Genomic DNA, 18,693 nt, shown 5'->3' on the forward strand with positions numbered 1-18,693 from the left:
GCTCGTTATTTACGAGGTTACCTGTAGCCGTGCATGTTTCATTGGGATCAGAAAAACAATTAACGCCCCGATGATCAGTAATCCAGCGACGAAATAAAGTCCAGCACTGAAATTACCTGTTTGATCTTTTAACCAACCGATCAGCAGAGGGCTGACGGCTGAGCCGACATTACCAGTAGCATTGATCACGGCGATCCCCACTGCGCGGGCACGCAAGCTGATCGATTGATCCGGTGTTGTCCAGAAGACTGCCATAGCCGTAAACGATCCGGTGGAAGCCATAATGATCCCAAGTAATTGCACCATACTGTTATCAGTCAGTGAAGTTAAAATCCAGCCTGCGGCAGCAAACAGGTAGGGCAAGGCCGTATGTATTTTGCGTTCTTGCAGGCGGTCTGAGCGGCGGCTCCAGTAAACCATACCCAAAATAGTGCAGAATTGTGGAATGGCAGTCAAAATGCCGATCATTACATGGCTGCTGCCCTGATTGAAACTCTGCATAATCTGTGGTGTCCAGATATTAATAGCACTTAAAGTATTGGTCAGACAGAAATAAGCGAAGGTGTACATTAATACAATTGGGGTAAAAACTTCACGCCATAAGCTGGTTTTTTGTTGTTGCATCTGCTCACTGGGCTGCGTTATAGCAAGCTTATCGTTTTCTATCATCTCTTGGAGGCATTGCTTATCTTCACGAGTTAACCATTTGGCCTTTTCTGGTGAATCATCCAGATAAAACCAGACAGCAAAACCGAGCAAAACAGAAGGGAAGCCTTCCAGCAAAAACAACCACTGCCAGCCACGCAGATTCCAGATGCCATCCATTGCCAAAATATAACCGGAAATGAGTGAACCAAACGCCATCGTTACAGGCATGGCGATCATAAACAGCGCATTGGCACGCGCGCGATAATAGGCTGGAAACCAATAAGTCAGATAAACCAAAATACCCGGCAAAAAGCCTGCTTCTGCAATACCTACCAGCATACGCAAGATATACAGGCTCGTGGGGCCGGTGGCAAACATTGTGGCGGTGGAAGCGATCCCCCATAACACCATAATGGTAGCAATCCAGCGGCGAGCTCCCACAATGCTCAATATCACATTGCTGGGAATGCCGAAAATGACGTAAGTGGCGTAAAACAATGTAGCGGCCAGACCAAACATGGTGGATGTTAATCCGAGATCTTTTCCCATTGTCAAACCCGCAAAGCCAATATTGATGCGATCCAGAAAAGAGAAAATGAACAGGACAAAGAGAAAGAGGATCAGGCGTCGGAATAATTTATTGATGACACTTTGCTGTTGGGTGGTCAGCTTTTTATGTTGATGGGGTGGATCTTCTGATTTTGGTATAGTGTCAGGTGAAATGCTCATTGTTGTTTCCTTGTTTTGTGAGTTGCTTGGTTTTCCTTTTTGCAGGGATTGAAAATCTATCGGCTATATATGGTTGTTTGCACAGCAATTAGGAACTTCAACTGCAATGGCAGATGTCGCGCGTAACATCAGCCATTATTGAGTTATCATTTTTGTCGAAACACTATTTTGTCGAAACACCATTGTCGATTATTTGCTGAAATGCCTTGCCAACGTGTTGGCTGCTCCGGTCAGCAGAATAGTGTCAACCCCTACGGCAACAAATAGCGCACCCAGATCGAGGTAATGTTTAGCTGCATCAACATTGGTCATCAAAATTCCAGCAGCCTTGCCGGAAGACTGGATCTGAACAATGGCTTGTTCAATGGCAGACTGGACTTCAGGATGTTGCGGGTTACCGATGTGTCCCATATCTGCACTGAGATCTGCCGGACCGATAAATACGCCATCGACACCATCGACAGCCGCTATTTCCGGTAGGTTTTGCAGGGCCTCACGGGTTTCTACCTGCACCAATACACATATTTCGTCATTAGCACGGGACAAATAGTCAGGAATGCGATTCCAGCGAGAAGCGCGTGCCAGGGCACTGCCTACACCACGAATACCTGCGGGTGGATAGCGAGTCGCCCTGACCGCTTCACGTGCTTGCGCTGAATTTTGAATCATCGGGAACAATAACGTTTGTGCACCAATATCCAGCAACTGTTTGACGATCACCGGATCATTCCATGCCGGACGAACAACCGGCTGGCTTGGGTAAGGGGCAATTCCCTGTAATTGGGCAAGAATGGAGGAAATATCATTGGGAGCATGTTCACCATCAATCAACAGCCAATCAAATCCCGTTCCTGCCAGTATTTCTGCGCTATACCCACTACATAGCCCAAGCCATAATCCGATTTGTGGATGCCCTGCTTTCAGAGCATGTTTAAATTTGTTTGTTAGCTGATCCATGGTGTTACCTCAATAGATTTAAACAAAGTGACAGCTAATTGAACCTAACACGCCATAATCCACATGAAAGGTATCACCTTTACGAGCAGGAACAGGGCGGGTAAAGGAGCCTGCCAGAATAATCTGGCCTGCTTCTAGTTGAACACCATGCGGTGCCAGTTTATTGGCAAGCCATGCCACACCATTGGCGGGATGATTGAGCACTGCTGCTGCCACGCCGGATTCTTCAATCACACCATTACGGTAGAGCAGGGCACTAACCCAGCGCAGATCCAGTTCATCTGCCTTGATCGGCCGCCCCCCAATAATCACACCGCCATTGGCGGCATTGTCAGAAATCGTATCGAATACCTTGCGTGGACGCTGTGTTTCGGGATCGATGTTGTGACAACGGGCATCGATAAGTTCCAGTGCGGGAATAACGTAATCTGTCGCGTTATACACATCAAACAGCGTACAGTTTGGGCCAGTCAGGGGTTTTGCCAGCACAAAAGCCAGTTCGACCTCAATACGGGGCACAATAAAACGTTCGCAAGAAATGTCACCGCCGTCTTGAAAAAACATATCATCCAGCAGGGCACCATAATCCGGTTCACTAATCTGTGAACTGGCTTGCATGGCCTTAGATGTCAGGCCAATCTTATGTCCCTTGAGAATTCGGCCTTCCTTGATTTTTAAATCTACCCATTCACGTTGAATGGCGTAAGCATCCTCAATAGTTATCTCTGGATAGTCCAGGGAGATTTGTCTGATTTGCTCACGGCTTTGCTCTGCCTGATGTAAACGGCGTGCGACCCGTGATACGATTTCTTGTTGTAGCATAGGGGTTAAGCTCCTTTAGCTTCCAACCCTCCAAAACAGAGGTATTTCACTTCCAGATAATCCTCAATACCGTAACGTGAACCTTCACGCCCCAGCCCCGATTGCTTGATACCGCCAAATGGCGCAATTTCGTTGGAGATCAAACCTTCATTGATGCCTACCATGCCACTTTCCAGCGCTTCGGCCACACGGTAAATTCGGCCAATGTCGCGGGAATAGAAATAAGCGGCCAGGCCAAATTCAGTGTTGTTGGCAATATGGATGGCTTCATCTTCATCACGGAATTTGAGTAGTGGCGCCAGAGGACCAAAAGTTTCTTCGTGAGCAACTAACATGGAATCGGTAACATCTGCCAATACCGTTGGCTCAAAGAACAAACCACCCAGTGGGTGGGATTTTCCTCCTGCCAGAATGCGTGCGCCATTGGAGACCGCATCACTGATATGCTCCCGTACTTTTTCTACTGCTGCTTGATTAATCAGTGGGCCTTGTTGTGATGAGCTATCAGTAGCTGGCCCAACATGAAGCTGTTTCACCGCATGTGCCAGACGTTCTGCAAACGCATCGTAAATACTTTCTTGTACCAAAATACGGTTGGCACAAACGCAAGTTTGCCCGCTGTTACGGAATTTCGCAGCCATTGCACCTTCTACCGCAGCATCAAGATCGGCATCATCAAACACGATAAAAGGTGCATTACCACCCAGTTCGAGGGAAAGTTTTTTCACAGTATCGGCACTTTGTGCCATTAATAACTTACCAACCCGCGTAGAGCCGGTGAACGAAAGTTTCCGCACGATAGGGCTTGAAGTCAGCACTTCGCCAATCGCTTTGGCATCCATTCCCGTGACGATATTGAAGACTCCAGCCGGAATGCCGGCCTGTTCCGCCAGGACGACTAAAGCCAGCGCAGAAAGGGGCGTTTCAGCAGCAGGTTTCAGAACCACTGTGCATCCCGCAGCCAGAGCAGGTGCAACTTTACGGGTGATCATCGCATTGGGGAAATTCCACGGTGTAATGGCTGCAACGACACCAACCGGTTGTTTGATGGTAGCGAGACGACGGCCTGGCATTGGGGAAGGCAGTGTTTCGCCATAAATACGTTTGCCTTCCTCGGCGAACCATTCGATAAAACTAGCACCGTAAGCAATTTCTCCCATTGCCTCGGTGTGGGATTTGCCTTGTTCCGTACTTAGTATTTCTGCTAAGGCGGTTTGGTTTTCCATCACCAGATGGAACCATTGCTTGAGCATTTGGCTACGCTGTTTTGCTGTCAGTGATCGCCATGCAGGAAGGGCATTTTGGGCGGCTTCAATAGCAGACTGTGTCTCTTTGGCGCCAAGATCACTGACATTAGCAATAACTTCACCATTAGCTGGGTTAGTCACTGCAAAAGTTGCTTTATTTTCTGCATCAACCCATTGGCCATTGATATGGGCTTGTTGACGCAGCAATGGGGTATCCAGATGATTTGCCATAGTTTCCTCTCACTAAAATCGTTACTCTTTTGCTTTAAACAGGCTATGAACATTATTGGATTTATAATTCAGTATGGGATCGAGTTCTTCCATAGTGAAAGAGAGCCCCAGATAACGCCGTGCCATCAATTCACTGAAATGCGCCTTGATTAAGCCAAACAACATTTCTCCGACTTTTTGCCGATCTTCAAGGCTGCGTCCGGCGCCAATTTTCAGTGTCATATGAACGAAGGCATAATCTTGTTTACCATCCGCCATTTGCCAGGTATCCAACCAAATGGCACGGCTGCGGATACCGCCCAGCGGAAAAATCCCTGTATCTGCCAGCGCCTGATTCACTTTGGTAAATAACTCTGGCAATCTGGCTTCTTCACGGATATTTTCAGTACACTCAGCATAAAAATGTGGCATAGTTTTCTCCTGTCAGGCATTCATTTTATTTTGATTAACAATATAATCTGGCAGCGGGAACACCGCGTTAACCTGTCCTGTCCCTGAGCTGGCGAATAATTCTGTCAAAAACTCCACTTTGCCGTCATATTTGTCCCATCCGAGCAGACCCAGTAGCATCACAGTATCATGCATGTTGCCTTCTCCCCGACAATATTGCGCATATTCCGGCAGCATTTTGCAGAACTCATCGAACTTGCCTTCCTTCCAAAGCTGAACAACACGGCGATCCATCTGTTCATCGAACTCACGGGTATAGCTGTTCATGCCTTCTTCAGCACGTTGATCTTCAATGAAACTGTGTGACAGAGAACCGCTTGCCAATACTGCAACCGTGCCATCGTATTTCTCAATCGCCCGTAAAATAGCCTCTCCCAGTTTGCGGCTGTCCTCAAATGCATGGACAGTACAAAAGGCAGAAATTGAAATCACCTTGAAATGGCGGTCGCCGTTCATATAACGCATTGGCACCAGCGTGCCATATTCCAGTTTCAGGCTTGGGATCTCGTGTGATTGGGCACGAACACCCATCTGGCGTGCTTCTTCCGCAATCATCCTGCCTAGCTTTGGGTTGCCATCGTACTCATAGGTCATATCGCGGATAAAATGTGGCAACTCATTACTGGTATAGATGCCGGAAAAATGGTCAGAACAGTTAATATGATAGGCACTGTTAACCAGCCAGTGCGTGTCGAAGACAATAATCGTATCGACACCCATCTCACGACAGCGTCGGCTGATCTCTTTGTGTCCATCAATAGCGCCTTGTCGGCAACCGTGATGCTTGCCTGGTAATTCAGACAGGTACATAGAAGGCACATGTGTAATTTTCGCTGCTAACGCTAACTTTCCCATAAACCCTCACTTGGTATCAGGATGGCAGTTATTCAAACACCCCAACGAGGAATAGGGTGCTCTCCCATTGAGATACATACGTTCTTCACTTCAGCAAACACTTCAAAACTGTATTCCCCGCCTTCACGTCCCACACCAGAAGCTTTTATGCCACCAAATGGTTGACGAAGATCGCGAACATTCTGGGAATTAACAAACACCATGCCTGCCTCAATGCTACGTGCCAGGCGCAAAACTTTGCTGACATCTTGTGTCCAGATATAAGAGGCAAGGCCATATTCCACGTCATTGGCCATCCGCAGCCCATCTTCTTCACTCTTGAACGACAGCAGACAAGCTACAGGGCCGAAGATCTCTTCTTGTGCCACGCGCATGTGGTTATCCACATCTGCCAGGACAGTAGGGCGTAAGAAGTTGCCATTTTTCAGATGAACAGGTAAATCGGCGGGTTTATCGGGGCCTCCAGCCAGCAGTGTGGCGCCTTCTTCGATTCCTAACCGGATATAATTGGAGACTTTTTCCCTGTGTTGCTGGCTTATCAGGCTGCCAACCTGAGTTTGCGGATCTTGGGGATCACCGACACGTAACCGATTAGCGCGTTCAGCAAAGCGTTTGACGAATTCGGGGTAGATACTTTCCTGGATGAAAATGCGGGAACCTGCCGTACAGCGTTCGCCATTGAGAGAAAAAATGGTGAACAGGGCGGCATCCAGTGCGCGTTCAATATCTGCATCTTCAAAAATGAGGACAGGGGATTTTCCGCCTAATTCCATCGAGTATTTTTTCAGTCCGGCATTTTGCATGATCAGGCGACCCGTTGCTGTCCCACCGGTGAAAGAGACCGCGCGCACATCATGATGTTTTACTAGTGCATCGCCTGCGGTGTTACCGTAGCCCTGTACCACATTTAATACCCCAGCCGGAATTCCGGCTTCTAACGCCAATTCTCCCAGACGGTTAGCCGTCAACGGAGAAAGTTCGGACATCTTCAAAACGGCCGTATTTCCCAGAGCCAGACAAGGCGCGACTTTCCACGTAGCCGTCATAAAAGGCACGTTCCATGGGGAAATCAATGCGCAAACACCAACCGGCTGGATTAAAGTATAGTTGAGCATTGTGTCATCAACGGGATAAGTACGCCCGTTCATCTGCTGGCAAATTTCAGCGAAGAAATTGAAATTTTGTGAAGCCCGTGGGATCAAGACATTTTGTGTTTGATGGATGGGAAGACCCGTATCCTTGGTTTCCATCGCTGCAATATCGGGAACATTTTGGTCGATTAATTCACCCAAACGGCGCATCAAACGAGCGCGTTCTTTCATTGGGGTATTTGCCCATTTGGGGAAAGCTTGTTTGGCAGCCGCAACGGCTTGGGCGATCTCTTCCTGCCCGCCTGATGCAACCTCAGCCAGCACCTCGCCTGTTGCAGGGTTGGTCGTTGTGAAATAGGTTTTGCTGCCGACATTCTTGCCGTTGATCCAATGGTTAATCATGGTCATGACAAACTCTCCTCATATTCTTGCTGGCTGACAATGCGATTAACTAAGCGCCCAACACCTTCGACTTCCACGATGACTTCATCTCCAGGAACAACATTGGACAACCCTTTGGGCGTTCCGGTAGCGATCATGTCGCCTGGTTGCAATGTCATGAAATCGCTGAGATAGGTGATTAAGAAGGGAATGTCGAAGATCAAATCGGCGGTTGTACCTTGTTGACGGAGTTCACCGTTCACCCATGTTTTCAAGGTTAGATTGTGCGGGTCAGCGATCTGCTGTTGGTCTATGATCCACGGACCGATTGGAGTGAGCGTATCGCGACTTTTTACCCGTAGATTAGGACGATAGTAATTTTCCAGATAATCACGAATGGCGTAATCGTTACAAACGGTATAACCCGCAACGTAATTCATGGCCTCTTCTCTGGAAACTTTGTGAGCGGGTTTACCTATCACGACAACCAATTCTGCTTCATAATGCATATATTCCACATTATCAGGACGGACAGAAACCTGACAGTGACCGGTTAAGCTATTGGCTGCCTTGATAAATACCAGTGGTTCTTCTGGTGGCTTAAATTCCAGCTCTGTTGCGTGATCGGCATAATTTAGCCCCAACGCGAATAGCGTTCCGCTGGCAGGAGGAAGCCATACAACCTCTTCACCGCTTACTCTATTTCCATCTGGCAAGAGGACATTTTCTTGTTCGTCAACGGTGACATTAAGATTCTGGCCTTGATAATGAATTTTGGCGTATCTCATGCCTGACCTCCTGCTAATACAACGCTATTTTCCAAATCAGGGAAGCCCTTAGCCTTGACCGTGACTTTATCGGCTGGATGGAGAGTAACGCGCTGGTGGGGAGTTCCTAATAGAATTGCATCACCCTCTTTTAAGGTGGCGAATTCGCTTAGTGCTGCCAATAATTCTGGTGCAGAACGGATGAGATCTTGGGTAGACCAACGATCAACTTCCTGGCCGTTGATTTCAGTCACGATATCGAGTGATTCTACTGAGTGGGTCTTGATCATTTGGCCTATCGGACAAAAACCGTCCCGACATTTTGCTTTAATGGCAGGGCGGTAGAATGACGTTTCAGGCAGGCTAACTTCGTTTGCCAATGCGTAACCAGCAATATATTGTTCGGCATCTTGAATTGAAATTTTGCGTGCTGTTTTTCCAATCAACAGTGCCAGGGTTGCGCCGCTTTGTATTGTTTCTCCGACAGGATGAGGAATAATATCCTCTGAATTAATCACGGTATTACGGGGTTTGATAAACCAAATAGGCGTTTTGGGTGGTATTTTATAAGGTTCTTTATTAAATGCCTCATGCCAGAAATTGATCTGGCTGCTATGGTTGAGGGCAACGGCAAAGACAGTGCCTTTCATAGACAACTCCTCGAAACCTGGATGACGTGTTTGCAAGCTTGCTTATTAATATATTAATAAACCATGTGTGAGCAATCTTCAATATGTTAAAGGTGTTGTTAATTTTAATTGTGATCTATGTAACAACACTTTATTGATGATTATTTTTACTACATAAAGATCAGCTTGTTATATTTTTAATCAAGGTCATTTGAGATTGGATTTAACTTTTTTTTAACTTTTTAAGGGTGGGATAGTTTTATTTATTTGTTAATGTTGAAGTCTTTCCTCTTTGTGGATGATTTTGAGCATGTTAGGCTTTTTGGTGTTCATGTTGTCTATAATAAATAGCGTGGGCATTGAACTTATAGAAAATGACTAGCGATTAACTAAAGAGTCACTTTTACTTATGCATGAATCCTTAACAATTGCATTGCTTCAAGCGAGAGAAACCGCTATGGGTTTTTTTCGGCCTATTTTGAAGAGCTATAATTTAACTGAGCAACAATGGCGTATTATTCGTGTACTTGCGAGTAGCCGTTCTATTGATTTTCATGACTTAGCTTGTCTCACTTGTATCTTGCGTCCAAGCCTGACAGGCATTCTGACACGTATGGAGCGTGATGGGCTTATCTTCCGCCTGAAGCCTATGAATGATCAGCGTAAGCTGTATGTTTCTTTGACTCCGGCTGGCCAGGAACTCTATGAACAAGCAAAAGGGCAAATTTCTGAGGGATATAAGGCAATTGAGGACGCTTTTTCTCCAGAAAAATTGTCCCAACTTTTAGGGTTATTGGATGAATTTATTGCTATCGGGAACCTCTCTCAAGCAGATTTGGATGAAGAGCGCGAACTGTAGATTGAAGGTTTGTTAATATATTAATTAGTTAGCTAATCAAGTCAGTATAAAGGCCGCCGTAATGAATTGCATAAGAGCGTTGATGCAGTATATTGCGGCGGCTTTTCTATATCATTCGAAATGCATTACCCATAATTATGCTGACAGGACAATTTTCAATGCCTTCTCTTGGGCTGCATTACCAAATACTTCATAAGCGGTTTCTATTTCACTTAATGGATAATGATGAGTGATCAGCTTTTCAGGTGCAATTTTGCCGGATTGAACGCTCTTCAGCAGCATGGGTGTACTGCTTGTGTTTACCAGTCCCGTGGTAATGGTAATATTTTTGATCCAGAGGCTTTCCAGATGTAGGTCGACGGATTTGCCGTGGACACCAACATTGGCGATGGCTCCTCCTGCTGCGATGATGTCCTGACATATTTTGAAGGTTGCGGGGATCCCCACACACTCAATGGCGACGTCTACACCAATACCATCAGTCAGTTTGTTGATGGCGTCAACGACGTTTTGTTTTGCCGGGTTGATAACCGTGTTAGCACCAAACTGCTGGGCGACGCTAAGGCGGTTATCATCAGTATCGATCATGATGATATGTGCCGGCGAGTAAAATTGTGATGCCAGTAATGCTGATAACCCGACTGGCCCTGCACCAATTAAGGCGATAGTCTGTCCTGGTTGAACCTTGCCGTTGATAACACCAATTTCAAGACCTGTTGGCAGAATATCGCTGAGCATTAACGCCGCTTTTTCATCAACACCTTCTGGCAGACGATGCAGGCTATTATCAGCATGAGGAATACGTACTTTTTCTGCCTGTGTACCATCAATTTTATGTCCCAAGATCCAGCCACCATCTTTACAGTGTGCATAAAGCTGGCGCTTACAATAGGCACAACTACCACAAACGGTGATACAGGAAATAATCACTTTATCGCCGACTTTGATATTGCGGACAGATTCCCCAATTGATTCAACGATCCCAATACCTTCATGACCCAAAGTTCGGCCTTGCTCGACAGTGGGAACGTCTCCCTTGAGGATATGCAGATCTGTGCCACAGATGGTGGTTTTGACGATGCGGACGATAGCATCTGTTGGTTCAATGAGTTGAGGCGGTGTTTTTTCTTCCCAGCATTTTTTTCCGGCTCCATGATAAACAAGTGCTTTCATATAACCCCCTTCACAGGTGATGGTTGTGATTTTATGGTGTTAAGAATGATGGTTAAGCATGACAGTAACCCAGAGCACACGATTTACATTATCTGTTGCCTAAAGTTTAGCAGATGTAAACATTTTCGATTTTCGGGATGCTCTCTGAGTCAGTCGTGAAATAGAATATGACGAATATGCAGGGCAGGCTGGGCCAAAGTATGTGCTGGTTGGCTCTTTATTTATTTATTTTTTTCTTGAATGTGATCTTCTGCAAATAAGAGCGATGAGCACAAAATAGCACAAAATAATAGAACTATGGTGGAAACTCTCAAGTAAGATTGGTTTTCTAAACAGTGAATTATCAATAAATCTGACCGACAGAGTGACGGTTACTCATCCAGCTTTGATAACTGATATAAGGAAAGCCAACATGATATTCAATGAAGCTGACAGTTCGAATGTTTTGAAAGGTAAAAGGGTTGTCGTAACAGGCGGAGGACGCGATTTTGGACAAGCGGTTTCTGTTTGGTTGGCACGAGAAGGTGCATATGTTGATCTCTGTGCCCGCCAATTAGCCAGTGCAGAAGCAACATGTGAAATTATTCGTCGTGAAGGTGGCATAGCCAGAGGTTATCAATGTGATATGAGTAACGCTCAGTCCGTTAGTGGTTTTGCTACTCAGTTACTAAAAGACAATCAACCCATCGATATTTTGATCTTAAGTGCGGCTCAGTGGCTGGAAGGGTATTTAGGGGAAGGTGACAATGACGCCGACATTGTTAGTACGGTGAATTCAGGTATAACAGGCTCTATCTTGCTGACCAAAGCGCTATTACCTAGCCTGCGACAGTCACAGGGTGCCGATATTGTTGCTATGGTCTCGGTTTGTGGTATTCCCCAATTTACTGAATCTGTCGCTCATCCGGCATTTTTCGCCGCCAAACATGCTATGAGTGGTTTTAGCCAGAACTTGGCCCATCATTTAAGCAAAGAAAATATTCGCGTGACCGGGCTTTATCCACCTGACTTTGAACTTAATGGTTTTGATGAAATTCTGGATAATCAGAAAAAAATGGGAGAGCAATTGCTTAATGGTCGTTCAGTGTGGGAAACCATCCGGTTTGTTATCACTCAACCCCGTAGTTGCCACATTAAAGCGATTTATTTCCAGGGCCCAACTTTTAAGGATTTTGAATAAGCCGTAGTGTAGTAAATAAACAGTAGTCATGTACCGCTTGATGCAGCAATAATTTGGCGTGATCAATATGCCTTATTATCATATGATCACGCTTTACACTTATTTCGAGTTTTATGGATACTTTTTTACCTGAATTCCCCATTACTCCTGCCGATATGCCAGTGCTACCGCCAAGGATTGTACCAAACACAAAGTTGCAGATTGAGAACGGAATGCATCAACCTGGGCTTCCTTCACTACAAAGCAAATATCGCTAAAACTAGCGAGTGGGCTAATTTGGCTATCAGTAATGACAATTTGCCTTGCACCAGCCTGTGCAGCTTTTTCACTGACCATCACCGTTTCTTCGGCATACGGCGTAAAACTGATAGATACCACAACATCTTTAGGGCCAATCATATTCATCTGTTCGCGAAACATACCACCTAAGCCATCAATGAGCAGGGGACGGCATTCCAGATGACTGAGGGCATAGGCAAGATATGAGGCAACACTGAAAGAACGGCGCAGGCCGATAATGTAAATATTGTGGGCATTCGCCAGTAAACTCACTGCCTTATTCAAATCCTCTGCGGGTGTGCGGGCTGCGAGTTGTTGCATGGCTTGAGAGTTGGAATGGGCAAATTCCTGCAAAATATGCTGAGGATTTTCTGGTATTTGATGATCGCTATCCAGCTCTTTAAACAGCCGTGCCCGATCAGTATAGCTGGCTGTTTCTTCCACCAAATTCATGCGAAATAGCTGTTTCATTTCATTGAATCCACTGAAATTAAAGGCATTGGCAAAGCGGATCAAGGTAGAAGGTGGAACATTGGCTTCTTTGGCAATAACGGCAACAGTATCAAATGCGACACTATTAGTATTATCCAGTACATATTTTGCAACTTGTTGTAACCGTTTACTTAACTCACCATAACGGGATCGTACTTGTTCTTGAAGTTCATTCAGATTAGACGCAGCAGACATCAGTCCCCCATATGCAAAAATAGCGTGTTGATCACATTAATTGAAGAGCATTTCAAATTCAATTGAAAATGAAATATATATTTCATATATCTGTAGCATCGTGATTAAACGCTTATAGTTCAATCTTAATTAAATTTAGGTCATTGTATTTAGAGAGGCTCAGAATGGAACAGATTAAAAACTTTATTGGCGGGCAACTCGTTGATAGCCAAAGTGATCGCATTTCACTCATTTTCAATCCAGCCACAGGACAGGAGATTCGAAAAGTTGCCCTGAGTACAGTTCATGAGACTGAACATGCCATTGAATCTGCCCATCTGGCTTTTCAGGAATGGTCAAAAATACCCCCATTGAAACCCGATTGCAGAATATGTCTATACCACTGCATCAGCGTACGGGAAACGCTGTCAGGCATTAGGTGGTGCAAAGAACCATAGCGTCTTGATGCCAGATGCAGATATGGACATGGCTGCAAATGCCATCATGGGGGCGGCATTCGGTGCGGCAGGAGAGCGTTGTATGGCATTGTCTGTTGTCGTAGCGGTTGGGGATGAAGTTGCTGATACATTGGTAGAAAAACTCCGGCAACAAATAGTCCAAATGTCAGTTGGTCCTGGTATTAACCGAGAAATAGGCATTACCAATGGGAAAGAAAATGACATGGGGCCAGTGATTTCTCAGCAGCACAGGGCAAAAATTTATGACTACATTTGCAGTGGAGTAGAGCAGGGAGCAAAATTGCTGGTTGATGGGCGAGAGTATCAGGTAGCAGGCCATGAAAATGGTTATTTCGTGGGACCGACGCTGTTTGATTATGTCACGCCAGAAATGAAAATCTATAAAGAAGAGATTTTCGGCCCTGTGCTTGCCATTGTCCGCGTACCGGATTATGACACTGCATTGAACTTGATTAACCAGCATGAATATGGCAATGGAGCGGCAATATTTACCTGTGATGGCGAAACGGCACGCCAGTGTGCGTTTGGAACATCACGATAGCCATTTTGTGATGCCAACGATGGAGTAGCTATCCTATGAAGAACAGAGCAATAAACACGCAGAAAATGACAATGGCTCAAGCCTTGATCAAATTCCTTAACCAGCAATATATCAATGTTGATGGAGAAGAATACCCTTTTATTCGAGGTGTGCTCACGATATTTGGTCATGGTAATGTGGTGGGTTTAGGGCAGGCATTGGAACAGGAATCGGGACATCTTCGCGTTTATCAGGGCTGTAATGAACAGGGAATGGCACATATTGCGACGGGATTTGCCAAACAGAAAAAGCGTCGGCAGATTTTTGCCGTAACCTCTTCTGTCGGGCCTGGGGCGGCCAATATGGTGACGGCTGCTGCAACGGCAACAGCGAACCGTATTCCATTACTATTATTGCCGGGAGATACCTTTGCTTGCCGCCAGCCTGATCCCGTTTTACAGCAGATTGAACAATATGGCGATGGCACCATTAGCACCAATGATTGCTTCCGTCCGGTATCCCGTTATTGGGATCGCATTTCGCGGCCAGAGCAATTGATGACAGCCATGTTGCACGCTATGCGAGTATTAACAGATCCGGCAGATACGGGTGCTGTCACGATCTGCCTTCCGCAAGATGTTCAGGGAGAAGTATGGGATTACCCAGATTACTTCTTCCAGAAACGGGTTCACCAGATTGAACGCCGTCCAGCTTCTCAGGTGCGTATTCAAGAGGCAATTACACTGATTCAGCGCAAGAGAAAGCCGCTGTTGATTTGTGGTGGTGGTGTACGTTACTCCGAAGCTCATGAAGCTTTCCGCCATTTTGCTGAAACCTTCCATATCCCATTTACTGAAACTCAGGCGGGAAAAAGTACGGTTGTGGCTGCCCATCCACTGAATTGCGGCGGCATTGGCACAACGGGTTGTTTGGCGGCGAACCAGCTTGCTAAGGAAGCCGATTTGATTATTGGTGTTGGCACCCGTTTTACCGATTTTACGACGGCCTCAAAATCACTGTTCCAACACCCGGAAGTGGAATTCCTTACCATCAATGTAGCAGAGTTTGACGCCTGCAAACTAGATGCCGTAGGTGTACTGGCAGATGCCAGGGAAGGACTCAATGCCATCACACAGGCACTGTCAAAAACAGAATGGCGTTCAGAGTGGCAGCAAGAAATTGTTCAGGCGAAGGCAAATTGGCAACGGGAATTGAAACGATTATTTTCCATTCAATATCAGGCTGGATTTAAGCCGGAGATCGCGGGGCATTTGGATGAAAAATTGGAAGAGTACAGCGAAACGTTGCAAACCAATCTGACTCAAACCCGTGTGCTTGGCTTGATGGATCAGTATTTGGAACCCAACGCTATCATTGTGGGGGCTGCGGGTTCTCTGCCGGGAGATTTACAGCGTGTTTGGCAACCGAAAGTGCCTGATACTTATCACCTTGAATATGGCTATTCCTGTATGGGATATGAAATTGCTGCATCATTGGGGGCAAAACTCGCTTGTCCTGAACAGCCAGTTTACGCAATGGTCGGTGATGGTTCATATTTGATGTTAAACAGTGAATTACAAACGGCTATTCAGGAAAACATTAAGATCACCGTGCTACTGTTTGATAATGCGGGATTTGGTTGCATCAATAACTTACAAATGAGCCAAGGCATGGGAAGTTTTGCCACGGAAAATCGTTATCGTAATCAGCAAAATGGCAGGTTGGACGGCGCTTTGATATCGGTGGATTTTGCCAAGAATGCGGAAAGTTATGGTTGTAAAAGCTATCGGGTGCATGATGAACAACAACTGATCGCAGCATTGCAGGATGCGCAGAAGCAGCCATGTGCGACGCTAATCGATATTAAAGTACTGCCCAAAACCATGACACATGATTATGCATCATGGTGGAGAACAGGAACTGCGCAGCTTGCTGATAATCCAGAAATTGCTGCATCAGCGGAAAAAATCAGGGAATACGTGGAGAAAAAAGCGCGTCAGTATTAGCCGATAACGTAATGGCCTGTTTATTCAGGCCTTATATGTTATTGATTGTTTAAAGAGTTATAAGATTTTTACTTAGTCAGATATGGTATTTTTTCTATGAGTTAATAATATCCTTGAAATAGACCAAATGAATCTATTTTTTGACAAGATTAATTTTAATCTGAATTTCATTTTTTTGGGTTTTTTTGTTAAGTTTAAATCATCTTTTTCATAACTGAACTTGGAAATGTAATTGTTAAGTTCTTTATACATTCCTGATGATAATAGTTTCCACATAAACTGTATCTGTAGGCTTGATTTTTTTGCCCTGGTTTTTTTTAAAATATCATGTTTGTCTTTTTTATTATATAATTCATTTAGTTTTGTATTTATTTTTTCCCACGCCTCTATTTCTTTTAAGTAATCATTGGTTGTCCATTTTTTGTTCATTATAGATCCGTTTCTATATATGTAGTTATATAAATGCATTGGTACATAAGAATAAGAACCATGACAAATACATTCCAAAATAAAAAGTACATCTTCTCCAATAGGGAGTTTTTCATCAAAAGTTATTCTTTTTCCCTTTAAGAAATCATTTCTTATCAATAAGCAACATATATTAAAATAATCAAAATTTAAAAAATCCAGTATAATGTTATAGGAGTTTTGATAGGCTTTTGAAGCCTCTAATTTTTGGTCTTTATGTAGACTGTTAAATGAACAATAAGAGAAATCACTGTTATTTAACTCCACTTGTTCTATTAATTTTTCAATGAAAGAAGGTTCATACGTATCATCGCTATCAAGAAAACAAATATAATAACCTGTAGACAAAGAAATGCCCTTATTCCTGGCGGAGGATACTCCTTTATTGTCTTGTGATATATATTTGATATTTTTGTGATTTTTAGCATAATTCTTACAAATATCTATTGTTTTATCAATTGAGCCGTCATTAATGATGATAATTTCAATATCCTTATATGTTTGATTTAGCACACTATTAATTGCTCTGCTTATGCAATCTTGAGAGTTGTATGCTGGAATTATAATCGAAACCAATTTATTGTTACTCATATATGCTCCATTTACTATTCATACCATTACTTGTATAAATATATTTATTTGAATTTTCTGTACTAAATTCTATTTAGTAAAATATTAGCAGGTTTTTTCAACTGCATAGCCCAAACTAGTGAGAATTTCGTCTCACTAATAAGAGATAGAAATGATTATCAGTAAACAAGGCTTATTGTTTAATTTGCACTATCTTTAATTCCTAATTATTAATCGAAAATACTCGTAACTGTTTGGTTTTTAAAGCTTCTCATCGGTCATGTAACCACAATATTGAAAGGTGTCAGCAAGGCCATCAAATGCATCAATGTCTTCTTTGTCCTTGGGCTAAAAACGTAGGTGCTCACTTTTTGTCTGATTTTGTTGTAGGTATTGCGGCATAAAACCATATCGCGCATGCTGGCTGGTGGCTACGCTAATATGAGTAAATTCAAGAAGATATGATATCAATAAAATAATTCCTCTAGCCTAGGGAATATAATTTCTTCTAACAAGGAAAATAAACTGTTCCATATGTCAACTTTATTATATTCGCCACTGAAAATAACAATAACAGATTCTAGATCAGGGATAATCAATAATATCTGTCCACCATTGCCAAATGCCGCGTACCAATCATATGTATGACCACTTACAGGGGATTTATATTGATCAATATACCAAAGATAGCCATAATGTTCTGTCCCTGTGAAAAATCGGGGGGTAATAGATTCTTTTATCCATATGGCAGGAACAATGTCATTTCCTGACCATCTGCCTTTATTTAATATCAACTGACCTATCTTCAATAAATCTCTCGCAGTTAGACGTAATCCAGAAGCCGCAGATGCGACGCCATCTATTCCTTTATGCCATTTAAAGTTCGTAATACCTAATTCCTTAAACAATACTTTATTGGCAAATTCAGGCAAAGTGCAATGCGTATATTTTTCTATTATGCGACCTAAGAGAGCAGTACTTCCCCCCGAGTAACACCATGTTTCACCAGCTCTACCTGTCACTGCTTTGGAAAAAATATATCCATATCTATCCTGTGCCAATTCCATACCTATTTCATCATTGCTGATATCATGATAAGGGCAATTTTCATTCCACTCTATGCCCATTGTCATAGTAAGCGCATGTTCTATATTAATATGATCGAAATTAGCATCTTTGCGATATTCGGGGAAGTGCTCAATTATCGGGCTTCCTAAATGAGGAACCTGCTGATATTCCATAGCTATGCCATATAAAATAGAGACAATGCTTTTTGTCACTGATCTTATGTCATGTAAGGTATCTTTATTGAAATCTATTTTGCCAATATCTTCACCCCATACTTCGTCATGACCTGAGAAATATTCTTCTGCCAATAATGTTCCTCCTTGGCTAATCAATAACGCATGTATATGTTCAAGAGTTTCACTATTTACGGATAAACTCATTTTGTTTATTAAGAAATCTTGCATGCATAGCCTTAGAAAATATTTTTATGAAAAATGGCAATCTAGCTTTTTAAATTTATTAAAAAATCATATTTACGAAAAAAAACTATAATTTACCTAAAATGACAATATTGAGAAATAAATCATGAAGGAAATTATTGGCAAGGTGTTCCCAGATGAAAGTTATATGAGCCAGCTCTAAAAAATAAAATTTTCAAATAAAACAAAATTGAAATAA

Annotated in this window: 18 protein-coding genes and 1 pseudogene; 5 read left to right on the plus strand and 14 right to left on the minus strand. The window is 43.7% G+C overall.

Annotated features, from left to right (window positions below; translation table 11 throughout):
* Window positions 1–9: 9 nt before the first annotated feature.
* The 9 genes from hpaX to Xentx_RS06160 form a co-directional block, all read right to left on the minus strand.
* Entirely contained in the window at window positions 10–1,377 is a 1,368-nt protein-coding gene (gene hpaX / locus Xentx_RS06120; protein WP_074019383.1) for a 4-hydroxyphenylacetate permease, read from the minus strand.
* Between the two features lie 189 nt (window positions 1,378–1,566).
* Window positions 1,567–2,334 carry a 4-hydroxy-2-oxoheptanedioate aldolase gene (gene hpaI, locus Xentx_RS06125; protein ID WP_074019384.1) on the minus strand — a complete coding sequence of 256 codons (768 nt, stop codon included), beginning with the start codon at window positions 2,332–2,334 and terminating at the stop codon, window positions 1,567–1,569.
* Window positions 2,335–2,352: 18 nt separating this feature from the next.
* Window positions 2,353–3,156, minus strand: coding sequence for a 2-oxo-hept-4-ene-1,7-dioate hydratase (hpaH, locus tag Xentx_RS06130; RefSeq protein ID WP_074019385.1), 804 nt, complete (start codon window positions 3,154–3,156; stop codon window positions 2,353–2,355).
* 5 nt (window positions 3,157–3,161) lie between these two features.
* Window positions 3,162–4,634: an NAD-dependent succinate-semialdehyde dehydrogenase gene (locus Xentx_RS06135; RefSeq protein WP_074019386.1), complete on the minus strand. Its 1,473-nt coding sequence runs from the start codon at window positions 4,632–4,634 to the stop codon at window positions 3,162–3,164.
* Between the two features lie 21 nt (window positions 4,635–4,655).
* Entirely contained in the window at window positions 4,656–5,045 is a 390-nt protein-coding gene (locus Xentx_RS06140) for a 5-carboxymethyl-2-hydroxymuconate Delta-isomerase (RefSeq protein WP_074019387.1), read from the minus strand.
* A 12-nt stretch (window positions 5,046–5,057) separates the two neighbouring features.
* The gene (hpaD, locus tag Xentx_RS06145; protein WP_074019388.1) at window positions 5,058–5,939 is read right to left on the minus strand and encodes a 3,4-dihydroxyphenylacetate 2,3-dioxygenase; all 882 of its coding nucleotides are present in this window, start codon (window positions 5,937–5,939) and stop codon (window positions 5,058–5,060) included.
* A 32-nt stretch (window positions 5,940–5,971) separates the two neighbouring features.
* Window positions 5,972–7,438, minus strand: coding sequence for a 5-carboxymethyl-2-hydroxymuconate semialdehyde dehydrogenase (hpaE, locus tag Xentx_RS06150; protein ID WP_074019389.1), 1,467 nt, complete (start codon window positions 7,436–7,438; stop codon window positions 5,972–5,974).
* Window positions 7,435–8,199, minus strand: a complete 765-nt coding sequence (locus Xentx_RS06155; protein ID WP_074019390.1) for a fumarylacetoacetate hydrolase family protein — start codon at window positions 8,197–8,199, stop codon at window positions 7,435–7,437. Before Xentx_RS06155 ends, hpaE begins: the two co-directional genes overlap by 4 nt.
* Window positions 8,196–8,828, minus strand: a complete 633-nt coding sequence (locus tag Xentx_RS06160; RefSeq protein ID WP_074019391.1) for a fumarylacetoacetate hydrolase family protein — start codon at window positions 8,826–8,828, stop codon at window positions 8,196–8,198. The genes Xentx_RS06155 and Xentx_RS06160 overlap by 4 nt, the downstream gene beginning before the upstream one ends.
* Window positions 8,829–9,216: 388 nt before the next feature.
* Between Xentx_RS06160 and hpaR the strand changes: the two genes are divergently transcribed.
* Complete coding sequence (hpaR, locus tag Xentx_RS06165; protein WP_074019392.1) at window positions 9,217–9,666, plus strand: homoprotocatechuate degradation operon regulator HpaR; 450 nt, start codon at window positions 9,217–9,219, stop codon at window positions 9,664–9,666.
* Window positions 9,667–9,801: 135 nt separating this feature from the next.
* Here hpaR and Xentx_RS06170 read toward each other — a convergent pair whose 3' ends face one another.
* On the minus strand, window positions 9,802–10,839 hold the full coding sequence (locus Xentx_RS06170; RefSeq protein ID WP_074019393.1) for a zinc-dependent alcohol dehydrogenase family protein: 1,038 nt from the start codon (window positions 10,837–10,839) through the stop codon (window positions 9,802–9,804).
* 412 nt (window positions 10,840–11,251) lie between these two features.
* Between Xentx_RS06170 and Xentx_RS06175 the strand changes: the two genes are divergently transcribed.
* Window positions 11,252–12,019 carry an SDR family oxidoreductase gene (locus tag Xentx_RS06175; protein WP_074019394.1) on the plus strand — a complete coding sequence of 256 codons (768 nt, stop codon included), beginning with the start codon at window positions 11,252–11,254 and terminating at the stop codon, window positions 12,017–12,019.
* A 141-nt stretch (window positions 12,020–12,160) separates the two neighbouring features.
* On the opposite strand, the gene Xentx_RS06180 is transcribed toward Xentx_RS06175, so the two are convergent.
* Window positions 12,161–12,985, minus strand: coding sequence for a MurR/RpiR family transcriptional regulator (locus Xentx_RS06180; protein WP_074019395.1), 825 nt, complete (start codon window positions 12,983–12,985; stop codon window positions 12,161–12,163).
* A 164-nt stretch (window positions 12,986–13,149) separates the two neighbouring features.
* Between Xentx_RS06180 and Xentx_RS20070 the strand changes: the two genes are divergently transcribed.
* The 3 genes and pseudogenes from Xentx_RS20070 (at window position 13,150) to iolD (ending at window position 15,969) form a co-directional block, all read left to right on the plus strand.
* Window positions 13,150–13,422: an aldehyde dehydrogenase family protein gene (locus Xentx_RS20070; protein ID WP_415843295.1), complete on the plus strand. Its 273-nt coding sequence runs from the start codon at window positions 13,150–13,152 to the stop codon at window positions 13,420–13,422.
* Window positions 13,343–13,960: pseudogene (locus tag Xentx_RS06185) on the plus strand (aldehyde dehydrogenase family protein); the annotation flags it as partial. The gene Xentx_RS20070 and the pseudogene Xentx_RS06185, both read left to right, overlap by 80 nt.
* A gap of 74 nt (window positions 13,961–14,034) precedes the next feature.
* A complete protein-coding gene (gene iolD / locus Xentx_RS06190; protein ID WP_208607547.1) occupies window positions 14,035–15,969 on the plus strand; it encodes a 3D-(3,5/4)-trihydroxycyclohexane-1,2-dione acylhydrolase (decyclizing) in 1,935 nt (644 codons plus the stop codon).
* 72 nt (window positions 15,970–16,041) lie between these two features.
* On the opposite strand, the gene Xentx_RS06195 is transcribed toward iolD, so the two are convergent.
* The 3 genes from Xentx_RS06195 to Xentx_RS06205 form a co-directional block, all read right to left on the minus strand.
* On the minus strand, window positions 16,042–17,028 hold the full coding sequence (locus Xentx_RS06195) for a glycosyltransferase family 2 protein (protein WP_074019397.1): 987 nt from the start codon (window positions 17,026–17,028) through the stop codon (window positions 16,042–16,044).
* Between the two features lie 257 nt (window positions 17,029–17,285).
* Window positions 17,286–17,426 (minus strand): IS1 family transposase, encoded by a 141-nt coding sequence (locus Xentx_RS20075; RefSeq protein ID WP_083600891.1) that lies wholly within the window; start codon window positions 17,424–17,426, stop codon window positions 17,286–17,288.
* 48 nt (window positions 17,427–17,474) lie between these two features.
* Window positions 17,475–18,479: a serine hydrolase domain-containing protein gene (locus Xentx_RS06205; protein ID WP_074019398.1), complete on the minus strand. Its 1,005-nt coding sequence runs from the start codon at window positions 18,477–18,479 to the stop codon at window positions 17,475–17,477.
* Between the last annotated feature and the right edge of the window lie 214 nt (window positions 18,480–18,693).

Origin of the sequence: Xenorhabdus thuongxuanensis, from assembly GCF_001908095.1 — a bacterium.
In the GTDB taxonomy this organism is placed as follows: domain Bacteria; phylum Pseudomonadota; class Gammaproteobacteria; order Enterobacterales; family Enterobacteriaceae; genus Xenorhabdus; species Xenorhabdus thuongxuanensis.